The sequence below is a fragment of the Nitratireductor sp. XY-223 genome, assembly GCF_004959855.1.
Lineage (GTDB): Bacteria > Pseudomonadota > Alphaproteobacteria > Rhizobiales > Rhizobiaceae > Hoeflea_A.
In genome coordinates this window covers 390,284-405,643 of the sequence record NZ_SPNT01000004.1, presented here as the reverse complement: position 1 = coordinate 405,643, position 15,360 = coordinate 390,284, and the positions used below count along the sequence as shown (strand labels likewise).

14 protein-coding genes and 1 pseudogene are annotated in these 15,360 nt (G+C 63.8%); 13 read left to right on the top strand and 2 right to left on the bottom strand.

The window, feature by feature from the left end:
• Positions 1-159: 159 nt before the first annotated feature.
• Positions 160-3,069, top strand: a complete 2,910-nt coding sequence (gene ileS, locus E4M07_RS17085) for an isoleucine--tRNA ligase (RefSeq protein ID WP_136659576.1) — start codon at positions 160-162, stop codon at positions 3,067-3,069.
• A 104-nt stretch (positions 3,070-3,173) separates the two neighbouring features.
• Positions 3,174-3,779, top strand: coding sequence for a hypothetical protein (locus E4M07_RS17080; protein ID WP_169054261.1), 606 nt, complete (start codon positions 3,174-3,176; stop codon positions 3,777-3,779).
• Positions 3,780-3,839: 60 nt separating this feature from the next.
• Here E4M07_RS17080 and E4M07_RS17075 read toward each other — a convergent pair whose 3' ends face one another.
• Positions 3,840-4,286, bottom strand: coding sequence for a nucleoside deaminase (locus E4M07_RS17075; protein ID WP_136659575.1), 447 nt, complete (start codon positions 4,284-4,286; stop codon positions 3,840-3,842).
• Between the two features lie 113 nt (positions 4,287-4,399).
• On the opposite strand from E4M07_RS17075, the pseudogene E4M07_RS17070 reads away from it, so the two are divergent.
• From E4M07_RS17070 to E4M07_RS17055, 4 genes and pseudogenes are all read left to right on the top strand, one after another.
• Positions 4,400-5,485: pseudogene (locus tag E4M07_RS17070) on the top strand (pseudouridine synthase); the annotation flags it as partial.
• Between the two features lie 100 nt (positions 5,486-5,585).
• Entirely contained in the window at positions 5,586-6,158 is a 573-nt protein-coding gene (gene rsmD, locus E4M07_RS17065) for a 16S rRNA (guanine(966)-N(2))-methyltransferase RsmD (protein WP_136659641.1), read from the top strand.
• A 106-nt stretch (positions 6,159-6,264) separates the two neighbouring features.
• Positions 6,265-7,161, top strand: a complete 897-nt coding sequence (locus E4M07_RS17060; protein ID WP_136659573.1) for a patatin-like phospholipase family protein — start codon at positions 6,265-6,267, stop codon at positions 7,159-7,161.
• 22 nt (positions 7,162-7,183) lie between these two features.
• Entirely contained in the window at positions 7,184-7,531 is a 348-nt protein-coding gene (locus E4M07_RS17055) for an MmcQ/YjbR family DNA-binding protein (protein ID WP_136659572.1), read from the top strand.
• 50 nt (positions 7,532-7,581) lie between these two features.
• Here the strand turns inward: E4M07_RS17055 and E4M07_RS17050 are convergent, their stop codons facing one another.
• Positions 7,582-8,436, bottom strand: a complete 855-nt coding sequence (locus E4M07_RS17050) for a MurR/RpiR family transcriptional regulator (RefSeq protein WP_136659571.1) — start codon at positions 8,434-8,436, stop codon at positions 7,582-7,584.
• Positions 8,437-8,556: 120 nt separating this feature from the next.
• Between E4M07_RS17050 and E4M07_RS17045 the strand changes: the two genes are divergently transcribed.
• From E4M07_RS17045 to E4M07_RS17015, 7 genes are all read left to right on the top strand, one after another.
• A complete protein-coding gene (locus tag E4M07_RS17045) occupies positions 8,557-9,339 on the top strand; it encodes an N-formylglutamate amidohydrolase (protein WP_136659570.1) in 783 nt (260 codons plus the stop codon).
• Positions 9,340-9,400: 61 nt separating this feature from the next.
• The gene (locus tag E4M07_RS17040) at positions 9,401-10,711 is read left to right on the top strand and encodes an ArgE/DapE family deacylase (protein ID WP_136659569.1); all 1,311 of its coding nucleotides are present in this window, start codon (positions 9,401-9,403) and stop codon (positions 10,709-10,711) included.
• A 34-nt stretch (positions 10,712-10,745) separates the two neighbouring features.
• On the top strand, positions 10,746-11,978 hold the full coding sequence (locus tag E4M07_RS17035) for an ABC transporter substrate-binding protein (protein WP_136659568.1): 1,233 nt from the start codon (positions 10,746-10,748) through the stop codon (positions 11,976-11,978).
• A 43-nt stretch (positions 11,979-12,021) separates the two neighbouring features.
• Positions 12,022-12,753 (top strand): ABC transporter ATP-binding protein, encoded by a 732-nt coding sequence (locus E4M07_RS17030; RefSeq protein WP_136659567.1) that lies wholly within the window; start codon positions 12,022-12,024, stop codon positions 12,751-12,753.
• Positions 12,753-13,475 carry an ABC transporter ATP-binding protein gene (locus E4M07_RS17025; protein WP_136659566.1) on the top strand — a complete coding sequence of 241 codons (723 nt, stop codon included), beginning with the start codon at positions 12,753-12,755 and terminating at the stop codon, positions 13,473-13,475. The genes E4M07_RS17030 and E4M07_RS17025 overlap by 1 nt, the downstream gene beginning before the upstream one ends.
• A complete protein-coding gene (locus E4M07_RS17020) occupies positions 13,472-14,341 on the top strand; it encodes a branched-chain amino acid ABC transporter permease (protein WP_136659565.1) in 870 nt (289 codons plus the stop codon). The genes E4M07_RS17025 and E4M07_RS17020 overlap by 4 nt, the downstream gene beginning before the upstream one ends.
• Entirely contained in the window at positions 14,338-15,324 is a 987-nt protein-coding gene (locus tag E4M07_RS17015) for a branched-chain amino acid ABC transporter permease (protein WP_136659564.1), read from the top strand. The genes E4M07_RS17020 and E4M07_RS17015 overlap by 4 nt, the downstream gene beginning before the upstream one ends.
• Positions 15,325-15,360 lie beyond the last annotated feature (36 nt).

Below are 15,360 nucleotides of genomic sequence, written 5' to 3'. Positions count from 1 at the left end.
CCGGCTTCCTGACTAATGCCGTCGCCGGCACGTGGGAAGTCCGGGGCAGTATGCGGCCGCGCCGGTTGCGCGGAACTCCCAGTGGAATTTACGACACGCGAAAGCGCCCGATGGGCCCGGTGAACGGGGCGGGGCGCAAGCCGAAGACACGATTGAACAATGACCGAAACAACCGAGAAATTCGACTATTCGAAAACACTTAACCTGCCCAGCACGGAATTCCCGATGCGCGCCGGCCTGCCGAAGAAGGAGCCGGAGATCGTTGCCCGCTGGCAGAACATGAACCTCTACAAGCGGTTGCGCGAAGCGGCCAGCGGCCGCCCGAAATTCGTGCTGCACGACGGCCCGCCCTATGCCAACGGCAACATCCACATCGGCCACGCCCTCAACAAGATCCTCAAGGACGTCATCACGCGCTCGTTCCAGATGCGCGGCTATGACAGCAATTACGTTCCCGGCTGGGACTGCCACGGCCTTCCCATCGAGTGGAAGATCGAGGAGCAGTATCGCGCCAAGGGCAAGGACAAGGACGAGGTCCCTGTCAATGAGTTCCGCAGGGAATGCCGTGAATTCGCCGCCCACTGGATCGACGTTCAGACCGAGGAATTCAAGCGCCTCGGCGTCGAGGGCGACTTCGACCGGCCCTATACGACGATGAATTACCACGCGGAGGCGCGGATCGCCGGCGAACTGATGAAGATCGCCAGGCTCGGTCAGCTCTATCGCGGCTCGAAACCGGTCATGTGGTCGGTCGTCGAACGCACGGCGCTGGCCGAGGCCGAGGTTGAGTATCACGACTACGAAAGCGACACGATCTGGGTGAAGTTTCCGGTGCTTGCGGGCCCGGACGCGCTGATCGGCGCCTCCGTGGTGATCTGGACCACGACGCCCTGGACCATTCCCGGCAACCGCGCCATCTCCTTTTCCTCGCGCATCGCATACGGGCTCTACGAAGTCACGGCGGCCGAAAACGACTTTGGCCCGCAGGCCGGCGAGAAGGTGATCTTCGCCGACAGTCTCGCGCAGGAATCCGCCGACAAGGCCAAGGTGACCATGCAGCGCCTGGCCGATGTCTCCGCGGAGGACTTCCGCGATATGCACTGCGGCCATCCCCTGGTGGCGATCGGCTACGATTTCGATGTGCCGATGATCGACGGTGATCACGTCACCGACGACGCCGGCACGGGATTTGTGCACACCGCGCCCGGCCATGGCCGCGAGGACTTCGAGGCCTGGATGGACCACGCCCGCGCGCTGGAAGGCCGCGGCATCGACCCGTCGATCCCCTTCACGGTCGGCGATGACGGGTTCTTCACCGACCATGCGCCGGGTTTCGGCCCGTCGAGTTCGGAGGGCGCCGCCCGCGTCCTCGACGACAAGGGCAAGAAGGGCGATGCCAACAAGCGCGTGATCGCCGCCCTCATCGAGGCCGACCGCCTATTCGCCCGCGGCAGGCTGAAGCACACCTATCCGCACTCCTGGCGCTCGAAAAAGCCGATCATCTTCCGCAACACCCCGCAGTGGTTCGTCTATATGGACAAGCCCTTCGAGGACGGCACCACGCTGCGTTCGCGGGCGCTGGCCGCCATCGACGAGACCCGCTTCGTACCGTTTGCCGGGCAGAAGCGCCTGCGTTCGATGATCGAGACGCGGCCGGACTGGGTTCTGTCGCGCCAGCGTGCCTGGGGCGTGCCGATCAGCGTTTTCGTCGATGCCGACGGCGAGGTCCTGGTTGACGAAACGGTCAATGCGCGCATCGTCGAGGCCTTCGAAAAGGAAGGCGCCGATGCCTGGTTCGCCGAGGGAGCGAAGGAACGTTTCCTGGAGGGCCGCAACGATCTCGATCGCTGGAGCCAGGTGACCGACATCCTCGATGTCTGGTTCGATTCCGGCAGCACGCACACATTCACGCTGGAGGATCGCGACGACCTCAAATGGCCGGCGGATGTCTATCTCGAAGGCTCCGACCAGCACCGCGGCTGGTTCCACTCCTCGCTTCTGGAAAGCTGCGCGACGCGCGGCAGGGCACCCTATGACACGGTCATCACCCATGGCTTCACCATGGATGAAAAGGGCGAGAAGATGTCGAAGTCCAAGGGCAACACCGTCACGCCCCAGGAGGTGATGGCGCAGTCCGGTGCGGACATCCTGCGCCTGTGGGCAATGACGACGGACTACTGGGAGGACCAGCGACTCGGCCGCACCAACATCCAGACCAATATCGACGCCTACCGCAAGCTGCGCAACACCATCCGCTGGATGCTCGGAACGCTGTCCCACGACGAGGGCGAATCCGTCGACCATGCGGCGATGCCCGAGCTCGAGCGGCTGATGCTTCACCGGCTGGTCGAACTCGACGAGCTTGTGCGTAAAGGATACGACGATTTCGACTTTAAGCGGATCACCCGCGCGCTGATCGATTTTTCGAACGTCGAATTGTCGGCCTTCTATTTCGACATCCGCAAGGATGCGCTCTACTGCGACGCGCCGTCCAGCCAGCGGCGCAAGGCGGCCCTCGAGGTCGTGCGGACGATTTTCGATTGCCTGTCCTGCTGGCTGGCGCCGATGCTGCCCTTTACCATGGAGGAGGCCTGGCTGCAGCGCTACCCGCAGGCAACGTCCGTGCATCTTGAGCAGTTTCCGGAGATCCCGCAATCCCGGCGCAACGATGCCCTGAATGCGAAATGGAAAAAAATCCGCACCGTCAGGCGGGTGGTCACCGGCGCGCTGGAGATCGAGCGCCGCGAGAAGCGAATCGGCTCTTCGCTTGAGGCAGCGCCGATCGTCCACATCACCGACGAGGATCTGCTTGTTGCGCTCGATGGCCAGGATTTCGCCGAAATATGCATCACTTCGGGCATCGAGCTATCGGGCACCGACGGACCCGCGGACGCGTTCCGACTGGACGATGTTTCCGGTGTCGGTGTTGTGCCGGCGCTCGCGAAAGGCCGCAAATGCGCCCGTTCCTGGCGGATAACCGATGATATCGGCGCCGATCCGGCGTTTCCCGACGTCTCGGCCCGCGATGCCGAAGCGCTCCACGAATTGAAGCAGTTAGGCAGGTTGTGACACACCTTGAATTGCCGGAATTGAGCTTTTGCGCTAAAAGGGCTGTCAAGAAATGGCCGGATTTGTTCCGCATGGAAGATCCGGCTTCGAATGGGACATACCGAATGAACAGAGCAACCGGGATTCGCACTGGGTGCACCGTGGCGGGCGCCATCGCGGCATCGTTCCTGCTGTCGGGCTGCATCAGCAGCCCGACATATGGCACGGACAAGACGGCGAACGCGCAGTTGATCGACGATTTGTCGAACATCGTCTCGATCAAGCCGCCCAAACGGAACAGCGAGGTCGCCTATGCTCCGCGACCGGCAATCGTCAAACCGCCCGAAGAGGGCGGAACAGCGTTGCCGGCGCCGCAGACGAGCCTGGCATCAAAGGACAATCCGCAATGGCCGGAGTCGCCTGAAGAAACCCGCCAGCGCTTGCGTCAGGAAGCGGAAGATGCGCGCGGCAGCTACCGCTCGCCGCTGGCCACCGGCAGTGGCGCTGTAACGGCAGAGCAGCGCGAACAGTTCCGCCAGGCAAAGGCATTGCAGAAGGGAACTTATTCCGGCCGCCGGTTCCTCAGCGATCCGCCGGTCGAGTACCGCCAGCCCGCGGAGACTGCGCCTGTCGATGATCTCGGCGAGCCCGAATACAAGAAGGAGCGCGCGCGCAAGCGGGCCGCTCAAAAGGAAAAAGGCTGGAAAATCGGAAATCTCTGGCCGTTCTGACCGGACGGCTCTTCCGAACCGCTGAATCGCCCGGCTCCGCCGGGCGAAACCGTTTCTGACCTACAATCGTTTTTGCTGGAAGAATTGCACCAGCAATTTCGACGCCTCGCTTTCGCCAATGCCGGAGTAGACTTCGGGCGCATGATGGCAGGTCGGCTGATCAAAAAACCGCGGGCCGTTGACCACCGCGCCGCCCTTGATGTCCTCGGCGCCGAAATACAGCCTGCGAATGCGCGCGAAGGAGATCGCCGCCGCGCACATGGCGCACGGCTCGAGCGTCACGTAAAGATCGCATTCGGTCAGCCTTTCGCTTTCAAACGCGGTTGCCGCTTCCCGGATGACGACGATCTCCGCATGGGCGGTGACATCGTGAAGCGCACGGGTCCGGTTGCCGTTCCTGGCCAGGATCTTGCCGTCGCAGACGATGACGGCGCCCACCGGCACCTCGCCGCGCGCGCCGGCGGAGCTGGCCTCCTCGAGGGCGACATCCATGAAGCGTCGTTTCATTGGCCTGGCCGGCTCCTTTGCTATTAACCCGGCGAGCGCAAACTGGTAAGGCTGGCCGCAACTGATGCGCCGCAGGGCCAAGGGCTCCGCGGATTTGGAAAGGCAAACACCATATGAACACGCGTGGCAAGTCCCGGCGGGCGGACACAGGAAGCCGCGACCGCAGGCGCGCAGCCGACAATCGCGGAACAGGCGCCGCCGCCGGCGATGCGGGCGCGGTCGAGCCGGCGCCCGAGCGCATCGCCAAACTGATGGCGCGTGCCGGTGTGGCATCGCGGCGCGAAGCCGAGCGCATGATTGTCGAGGGGCGGGTGCGGCTGAACGGCAAGCCGCTCCAGTCTCCCGCCATCAACGTGACGATGTCGGACCGGATCGAGATCGACGGCGAACCGATGCGGGCCATCGAGCGCACCCGCCTGTGGCTCTACCACAAGCCGGCAGGCCTGGTGACCACTCACAAGGATCCGGAAGACCGGCCGACCGTCTTCGACAACCTGCCGATCGATCAGCCGCATGTGGTGTCGGTCGGCCGACTCGACATCAATACCGAAGGGTTGCTGCTCCTTACCAATGACGGCGGCCTGGCGCGTGAACTGGAGCTTCCGTCCACCGGCTGGCTGCGCCGCTACCGGGTGCGCGCCCACGGCAAGACCGACCAGGCCGCGCTCGACCGGCTGCAGGACGGCATCGCCGTGGATGGCGTTCTTTACGGCGCCATCGAGGCCACGCTCGACCGGACGCAGGGCTCGAATGTCTGGCTGACCATGGGATTCCGCGAGGGCAAGAACCGGGAAATCAAGAACGTGCTCGGGGCGCTCGGGCTCGAGGTCAACCGCCTGATCCGTATTTCCTATGGCCCGTTTCAGCTCGCCAGCCTGAAGGAAGGCGCGGTTCAGGAGGTCAGGAGCCGCACGCTGCGCGAACAGCTGGGGCCGCGGCTGATTGAAAAGGCCGGCGCCAATTTCGAGGCACCGCTTCTCAATGACGCGTCCGCGGACGACAAGAAGAAGGCCGCTGCAAAAAAGGCGGCAAAGGCGGGCAAGCCGGCGGCGTCCGGCAAGAAGCTCAGCCGCGAGGAGAAGCGCGACCGCGATCTCGGCCGGCTCGACACATCGAGGCCTCAGGCGGCGCCCGCCAAGAAGAAACCGGTGAACAGGAACCGGTCCTCGAATGTGTGGATGGCGCCTGGTGCACGTCCGGTCTCGTCGAAGAAATCGACTCAAAAACCTGCGGCACAGGGCGCGAAAGCCAGGGATGGCGCGAAACGCGCAGGCAAAGCCGGCACCGGCCGGTCCCGAAATGCGGATCGTCGGCGGTAGCTTCAAGGGGCGCTCGCTCGCCGGGCCGCGTTCGCAGTCGATCCGGCCGACGACCGACCGCACGCGCGAAGCGCTCTTCAATATCCTCGCACACGCCCACGCGAAGGCAATCGAGGACAAACGCGTTCTCGATCTCTTTGCCGGCACCGGCGCCCTGGGACTTGAAGCGCTCTCGCGTGGCGCCCGGTTCAGCCTGTTTGTCGAAAAATCCGCGGAAGGAAGGGGGCTCCTGCGCGCCAACATCGAAAAGCTCGGGGTTCAGGGCCGCTCGAAAGTGTATCGGCGCGATGCCGCGATGCTCGGCGAGATCGGAACGCTCGAGCCGTTTGACCTTGTCTTCGCCGATCCGCCCTACGGCAGGGGCCTCGGCGAACGGGCACTCGCCGCCGCTGCCGTCGGCGGCTGGCTGCGGCCGGGTGCGCTTGTGCTGCTCGAGGAACGCGCCGGCACCGAGCCGCGGCCGGGTGACGAATTCAATCTGCTCGAAACCCGTTCATTCGGCGACACCGCAGTCCGTTTCTTCCGCTACAATCCGGCCGTTAAGCACGATTGACCTTATGCCGCCCGACGGGCCTTGAAGTTCGCCGGAAGGCGCGTCACATTGGGCAAGTCGGCCGCCGGACTGGGCTTCCGCCGCAACGGTGGCAGTTAGGATCGTCATGCGTAACGATGTGCTGATAGGCAGCGAACATCACGGGCACAGCAATTCATCGGGTGATCCGACCGTCGCGGTCGCATTCGGCGGCGGCGGCGCGCGCGGCGTTGCGCATATCCACATCATCGAGGTGCTCGACGAACTGGGCATTCGCCCGGTCGCCATCACCGGCGCCTCGATCGGCGCGATCATGGGCACGGCGATGGCCGCCGGCATGAGCGGCCGCGAGGTTCGCGCGCACGCGCTGCACGCGCTGGGCAGGCGCAGCGAGGTGGTCAGCCGCATCTGGCGGGCGCGCCCCTACAGCATGGGCGAGGTCATGTCGGGCGGGTTTCGCCTCGGCCAGTTCAACATCGAACGCATCCTGGCCGCCTTCCTGCCGCGGAACTTCCCGACGACCTTCGATCAGCTGCAGATTCCGACGCAGATCGTGGTGACGGATTTCTATGCACAGCAGGAAGCGGTCCGCACCAGCGGCGACCTGATCAATGCGGTGGCTGCCTCGGCGGCGATCCCGGCGCTCTTCCGCCCCGTGCTTTGCGACGGCCGGTACATGATCGACGGCGGCATCTGCAATCCGGTGCCCTTCGATTATCTCACCGGCCTTGCGGACATCGTCATCGGCATCGATGTGGTGGGCGGTCCGAGCGGCGACGACGGCGAGCGGCCCTCGACGATGGACCTGATGTTCGGCGCCAGCCAGCTGATGATGCAGTCGATCATCAGCATGAAGCTGAAATCCGGCCGGCCCGACATCTTCCTGCGTCCCGACGTGAACCGGTTCCGGGTGCTCGATTTCTTCAAAGCCGACGAGATCCTGGCGGCCTCGGCCGGCGTGCGCGAGGAACTCAAGCACGCCATCGACGCCGTCTTCACCTACCACGTCAAGGGAGGCGGTTGAGCGCGCCGATGAGGGGATCGCCGTGACGGGCCGGGAACGGATCAATGATATCTGCGGGCGCTTCCCGGGGGCCGAGGTCTCCGATCCCTGGGGCGGCGGCCACGACGCCTGGAAGGTCGGCGGCAAGATGTTCGCCTGCATCGGCGCCGTCACGCCCGGCGTGTCGGTCAAGACCGACAGTATCGAGACCGCGCAGATGCTGATCGACGCGGGGGTCGGCGTGAAGGCGCCGTACTTCCACCGCTCCTGGGTCAATCTGCCGTGGGAGACCGACGAGGACGAGCTGCAATACCGGCTTGAAAATTCCTACAGGATTGTCCGCGGCAGCCTCACCAGGAAGGCGCAGTCCGAACTCGATCCCTTTGACTGACGGCGCCAGGCTGCGCGCCGGGCAATCGGGCACAAACCGAATCGGATCCGTTACGATTCCTCGTCGTCAGGGACCGTATCGGGTCTGAAACCGTCCCAGTCGCCGATCCGCTTTTTGGTCGCGTCCCAGTCCTGTTCGGCGACATGCGCGATCATGGCCTCGACCACGGCGACGGCGCCGCAGTAGGAGTCCCAGGCGGTTCCGCTCTCGATCGGCATGGGCAGGACCTCAGCTGCGAATTTCGAGATCGGCGAGAGCCATTTGTCCGTGACCAGCAGGATCTGCGATCCGCGCTGCCGTGTCGCCATCTCGGCAAGGCTGGTCATGCGCTGCTCGTAGCGGCGAAAGTCGACCATGAACAGCACGTCCTGGGAGCGCATGCGCAAGAGGTATTCGGGCCACACCTCCGGATCCGGCGGCACGTGATAGACGTCGCGCCGGATCTGCCTGAGGTGACGGGCCAGGAGCTGGGCGATCGGATCGGATATCCGGCCGCCGATGAGATAGACGGCACGCCGGTTGTCGGCCAGCAATGCGCAGATGCGGTTGAACTGCTCTTCCGTCACGATTTCGGCGACCTGCTCGATAATGTTCGAGGTGCGCTTGAGGAAACTGTCGAGGAAACCGCTGCCGATCGGTTCGGTCCTCCGGCGCAGTTCGATCGGAGACTGCTGTCCTTCCTTCAACTCGCCGATCAGCAGCCTTTGAAACTCCTGGTAACCGCCGTAGCCCAGTTTCTGCACGAACCGGGTGATCGTCGGCGCGGAAGTATAGGTCTTCTCGGCGAAGGACTGGATGGATTCGAGACCGGCGAACGGATAGTCGGCAAGAAGGGCGGCCGCCAGCTTGCGCTCATTGGCCGTGAATTCCTGGGATTTCGTTTCGATACGTGTGCGCAGGTCCATTGTCCCATCCAATACAGGGGCGGGCACGGTGTCACAATGAAAATTATCCGTCAATATCATAAAATTTATTGACTTTAAAAATTTTCTTTCATCTACTAGGGCGTCTTTGGGAGTGATGGGATGCCGCCGACTGCCGCCGGGCGATCGAACACATTGTTATGCGAGGCCGATGATGTGCCGGTGGAAGTCGTGAACGCGGACAGCCCGGCTCCGGTGGTGCTCGTGTGCGAGCATGCCGGCCGGTCCGTTCCCGCGGCGCTGGAGAATCTCGGTCTTCCGGGTTCCTCCATGGACCTGCATATCGCCTACGACATCGGCGCCGCGGATGTCGCGAGAAGGATGGCCGAGCGGCTCGATGCACCCTTGCTGCTTCAGCCCTACAGCCGTCTGGTCATCGACTGCAACCGCCCGGTGAGCGCGGATGACGCCGTCCCGGCCGTCAGCGATGGTGTCGAGGTGCCCGCCAACCGGAACCTTGGGCCGGCGGCGCGGCGGCAGAGGATCGACGAGATATTCACGCCGTTTCACGAGGCGGTGTCAGGCCTCATTGACCGGTTCGAGCGGCGCGCGTTTTTCGCCATCCACAGTTTCACGCGGGTTCTCGCCGGCCGCGACAGGGCGTGGGACATCGGCTTTGTCGCGCGCAGGGACCGTTCGACGCCGACCGCGCTTGCGGACCGGCTTCTGCGGCTCGGTCCCGGGCTCAATATCGGCATGAACGAGCCCTATGCGATCGACGACGAGTCCGATTGGACCATCCCGTTCCACGGTGAAAGACGGGGTCTGTCGCACAGCCTGATCGAGATCAGGAACGACCATCTGGGCAATGAACGCGATTGCGACCGCTGGGCCGGTTACCTGAGCCGGGCGATCGGCGAACTGGTTGCCGGAAATGCCGCGTGATCGGGCGAGCCGGCAGGCACTTTGCGCCGGAAACGAAAAGCGAGCGAATGGAGGAAACAGAATGAGCGATGCAGTCAACGCCGTCTGGGAGGCGATCGACCGCGATCCGGATTTCGTGGTCGAACTGACGCGGGACATGGTCCGCATTCCGTCCGTCAATCCGAAATTCCAGACCGATCCGGAGCTGAACCGGGAACCGGAGGTGCAGGATCTGGTTCAAAAGCAGCTTGAGAGCAGCGGGTTTGAAACCGAGCGCTGGGATGTTTTTCCGGATCGCCCGAATGTCATCGGCGAATGGCCGGGATCGGAAGAAAAAAGCCTGATCCTGTGCGGCCATATTGACGTGGTTCCGGTCGGGGATACGGCGACCTGGACACGCGAGCCCTTCGACGGCGAAATCGACGACGGCAAGGTATGGGGTCGCGGTGCCGTGGACATGAAGGGGGGCGTTGCCTCCTGCCTGGCGGCGGCGCGGGCGATCCGCGAGGCCGGTGTCGAACTGGACGGCCGCCTGTCGATCCACAGCGTGGTGGACGAGGAGGCCGGCGGATTCGGCGCCATCGACGCGGTCAAGCGCGGCAAGCTGGCGCGCCGCGCCATCATCGCCGAACCCACCTGGGGCAATGTGGTCGCCGCCGAGGGCGGATTGACCTGGGTGCGGGTGACGATCTTCGGCAAGCAGGCGCATGCCGGGTGGCGTTTCAATTCGCTGTGGCCGCAGCCCCATGTCGAAAACCGCATCGAGCCCGGCGTCAACGCTATCGAACTTGCCAACCGGTTCCTCAACGCACTGCGCGATTTCGAGGCCTCGCGGTGCCGCGACCACTGGCACCCGCTGGTACCGGCCGGTCTTGCCACCATCAATCCCGGGGTCATTCGCGGCGGCGCCGGCATGGGAGAGGACGGCAATCCCGCCATCATGACCAATGCCGCCATCATATCCGACGTCGTGACCATCGACCTCGACTACAAGTTCATGCCCGACGAGAAATTCGAGGACGTCAAGGCCGAGTTCGAGGCCTTCGTCTCCAACTTCGCGGCGATGGATCCGTGGATGCGGGAAAATCCGCCGAAGATCCTGTGGGATCTCTTCGACCTGAATTTTCCGCCGATGAACACGCCCATTGACCATCCGCTAACGGATTCGCTGCTCAGGCGTGCCGGCGAGGTGCAGAAGAAGCAGCCCGTCGCCAAGGGTTTCGAGGCGGTCACCGACGCCGCGCACTATGCCGGCGCGGGCGTCGATGCGGTCATTTACGGGGCGTCCGGAGACGGCTTCCACGGCGATGACGAGTGCGTCCATATCGACAGTCTGATCGAGTCGACAAAGGTCATAGCGGCGGCGGTCATCGATAATTGCGGCACCAAGTAAGCAAGCAAAACCAACAGTTTGACAGGAGGACGGAATGTTGAACAGACGAACACTTCTCGGCGCGGCTTCGGCCATGATCTTGGCCGTCACCGCTGGGTTTGCACAGGCCGACGTCATCAAGATCGGTGTCCTGGCGCCGGTCACCGGCAAGGCCGCCGCCGACGGCCAGGAAATGGTCAACGGGGCGCAACTGGCGGTCGACGAACTGAACGCCGCCGGCGGCGTTGCGGGCCACACCTTCGAACTCGTGGTCGGCGACGTCGGCGAGGCGAGCGCCGATGCGGTCGCAACGGCCGCCGAGCGGCTCCTCGGCGACCGCGACATGGGCGCCATCATGACCGGCTACGCGTCCGGCTCGAATTTCGAGATCGAGATGATGGCCGAACAGGACATGGTCTACCTGGTCTCGGCGAACTCCGCCCAGACGGAAGGGATCATCAGCCCCAGCCCGGACGATTTCGGCACGGTCTGGTCGATGACACCGTCCTATGCCGGCTACAACACGGAAATCGTGCCCGTCATCGAGGAACTGGCGGCGGCAGGAAAACTATCGCTGCCGAACAAGAAGGTCGCCATCATCGCTTCCGACAATCCCTATTCCAAGGGTATCGCGGAAGGCATGGTCGATTCCTTCGGCAAGGCCGGCTGGGAGGTGACGGAAAACGATCTGCTGCCCTTCGGCGAGATCAACGACTGGCGCGCGTTCCTGGCCAAGATCCGGCAAAACCCGCCGGCCGTGCTGATCAACACCGATTATGTCTCGGCCAACGCGGCCACCTTCATGACTCAGTTCATGGAGGATCCGACCAACAGCCTGGTCTTCATCCAGTATGCCCCGTCGGTGCCGGAATTCCTCGAGCTGACGAAGGAAAACTCGTCCGGCGTTGTCTACAACCTGTTGGGCGGCGTGCTCAACACGCCGACGAACCCGCGCGCCGCCGAGGTGCTCAGCAAATACAAGACGGTCTTCGGCAACGAGCCGGGCTCTTACGGTCCGGCGCTCTACGAGCAGGTCATGATCTACGCCGATGCGTTGGGCAAGGTCGGTGATCCGAAGAAGCGCGCGGAGATCGGCACCGAGATCGGCAAGACCAATAAGCAGACCGCCATGGGCAGGATCCAGTTCGATCCGGCGACCCATCTGTCGGTGCAGAGCAATGAGGGCGTGCCGATCCAGTTCTACCAGATCCGCGACGGTGAGCGTTATCTGTTCTATCCTGACGTCTACGCGACGGGCGAGTTCGAACAGCCGGCGTGGATGAAGTAGGAACGGGGGCGGGCCGCCATGCCGGCGGCCCGTCGCGCACACGATGAGCGATCCGATTATCGAGGTTTCCAACGCGACCAAGACCTTCGGCGGGCTGACGGCCGTCAACCGCGTTTCCTTTTCCGTCAGCCGCGGGGAAATCTTCGGTATCGCCGGTCCCAACGGTTCGGGAAAGAGCACGCTTTTCAACCTGATGACCGGCATTCCCTACGGGCCCACGGACGGCGAGGTGCGATTCAACGGTGAACGGATCGACGGCCGCCCGCCCCATGCGATTGCCCGGTCCGGCCTGTGCAGGACGTTCCAGAAGGACGCGGAATTCCCTGATCTTTCGGCTATCGAGACCCTGCAGATCAGCGCCGTCTACAATGGTGGCCGGCACGGCGGGCAGGCGCTTGAAAAGGCTCATCGGGTGATTGAACTCGTCCAGTTCGACCAGTCACGGGCCCGTATGCCGTCCAGCGAGCTCTCCGTTTACGAGAAGAAGCAGCTCATGATCGCTTCGGCACTGATATCCGAGCCCTCCGTCATCATGCTCGACGAACCGGCGTCGGGGCTGACGAAACCGGAGATCGAGCGGCTCGACGCGCTGCTCATTGACGTTAACAAATCCGGGATAACGATCCTTCTGATCGAGCATGTCCTCAGCCTGCTCCTGTCGGTATCCCAGCGCCTGCTTGTCCTCAATCAGGGCGAGATCCTGGCCGAGGGACTGCCGGCCGACGTCGTCCGCAACCCGGCTGTCGCCGAGGCCTATCTGGGAGGAAGGGACTGATGGGCCGCCTGCTCGACATTTCGCAGGTCACGGCCGGATACGGAAGCATCACAGTGCTGCGGAACATCAGCATCGGCGTCGATGCCGGCGAATGCATCGGCCTCTTCGGCCCCAACGGGCACGGCAAGACAACGCTTCTGCAGACCATATCGGGCCTGCTCAGGCCCGCCGGCGGCAGGATATCCTTCGAAGGCACGGATATCACCGGCGCAAGGCCGCGCGATATCGTCAATGCCGGGCTGATCCAGTCGCCGCAGGGCAACACCCTGTTCGGCGACATGCACGTCCTGGAAACGCTGGAACTCGCGTCGATTTCGAGGCGAGCAAGGCGTGGCAGGGACGAGAACCTGCGGCGTGTTTTCGACCTCTTTCCCCAACTCGGCGAGCGCCGGAGCCAGAAGGCCAAGACCCTTTCGGGCGGGGAAAGGCAGATGCTGTCGATCGGTTGCGCGCTCATGTGTTCGCCCCGCCTGCTGATGCTGGACGAGCCGACCCTCGGCCTGTCGCCGCGCCTGAAGAAGGAACTGGCCGGCGCCGTCGGCAACATCGCCAGGAGCGGCGTACCCCTGGTCATTGTGGAACAGGATGTCGAGTTCCTGCTGTCGCTGACCCAACGTCTCTACATGATCGAGCACGGCGAGGTCATACGCGAGATCGACCGGGCCAATGCGCCGGACCATGACAGCATCATGAAACTGTATTTTGGAGAGGCGGTGCATTGATCGACACGCTGATTGCCACCCTGGTTTCCGGCCTCGTGCTCGGCTCGCTCTACGCCATGATGGCGAGCGGCCTGAGCGTGATCTGGACGACGCTCGGCGTCTTCAATTTCGCCCACGGCGCACTGATGATGATCGGCGCCTTCGTGGCCTGGACGGTCAGCGAAGCGGCCGGCCTCGGCCTGCTGGTCGGCATCGCCAGCGGAACCCTGGCCGCCGCGCTGCTCGGCGTGCTGATCGAGCGGCTGCTCGTGCGCCCCTATTACGGCAACCGCAACATGCTGCTGATCACTGTGATGACCACGCTGGCGGCGATGATCATCCTGGAAAAGGGCGCCCAGATGATCTGGGGCGCACGGCTCAAGCAGCTGCCGCGCCTCGTCGACGGCGAGATATCGATCTTCGGCGCCACGATCTCTGCCCATGAGGCGATCCTCGTCGTCCTGGCGCCGCTCATTCTCTTGTCCATCTGGCGCTTTACCGTGCGCACCAATGTCGGACGCTCGCTGCGCGCCGTCGGCCAGAACCAGCGCTCGGCGGCGTTGATCGGCATTGATGTGCCGGTCGCCTTTGCCATTGCTTTCGGGCTTTCTGCGGCACTTGCCGGGCTCACCGGCGCCCTCCTGGGCTCCATCCGCTTCATAACGCCCTCGATGGGCGCCGAGCCGCTGGTCAAGGCCATGATCGTGGTGATCTTCGGCGGCCTCGGCAGCCTGGGGGCGACGGCGGGGGCCGCCTATATCATCGGCATCATAGAGGCGCTGCTGATCCTGTGGCTGGGGCTCTACTGGACTCCCTTCGTGCTGTTCCTGATGATGATCGTGGTGCTGGTCTTCCGGCCGACCGGGATTTTCGGGAGCAGCCAATGAGACCCGCGGCAACCAGCATCATCCTGCCGCTGGCGTCGCTCGTGCTGCTGCTGCTCGTCCCGCTCTTTGCCACCGACAGCTACACGCGGCATCTTTTCATCATCGCTTTCCTCTATGCCGTCATTGCGTCGAACTGGAATCTCAGCCTCGGCCATTGCGGGGTGTTCAATTTCGGTCATCTCACCTTCTTCGGCGTCGGGGTCTACACGGCGGCGATCCTTTCGAAGACGATTGGCATCAATCCCTGGATCGCCATCGTGGCCGGCGGCGCCACCGCGGCGCTGGCCGCCTTCGTGATCGCCGCGCCGGTTGCGCGGCTGAAGGGGATCTACGTTGTCCTCGTCACCTTCGCGTTCGGCCAGCTCGTCATGCAGCTGGTGCTCAGCCAGGCGCAGATCACCGGCGGCGCGGAGGGCATGGTGCGCATCCCCTATCTGCGGCTCGGCGACTATTCGTTCATCAAGGACTACAAGCTCGGCTACTACTATGCCGCCCTTTTCCTGCTCGTCGCGTCGACCCTTTTCCTGCTTGCCGTGGTGCGATCGCCTTTCGGCAAGTCCCTGAAGGCCGTCCGCGACGCCGAGGACTATGCGGCGGCCCGCGGCATTTCGATTTCCCGCCAGCGCATCACGGTCCTGGTGCTCAGCGCGATCTTTACCGGCATTGCCGGCGGTTTCTACGCGATTTATCTGCGCGTTGCCTCACCGGACGTTTTCGGCTTCGGAACGCTTTCGCTGGCCTTGTCCATGGTCCTGATCGGCGGCACCGGCACCGTCTACGGACCGATCGTGGCGGCGCTGGCGCTCACCTTCGCGACGGAGGCTCTGGCCGGTATCCGCGGTCTCGAAGAGGCGCGCTTCATCGTCATAGCGCTGGCGATGATCGTGGTGCTGCGCATCGCGCCCGGCGGATTGCTGGGGATCATCGAAAAGCTCAATATTGGCGAACGCAAGACCGCCGAACCGGCGGATGCGCGGAACTGACCGCGGAGCGCGGCGGGCGTTGCAAAACCCCGGAAG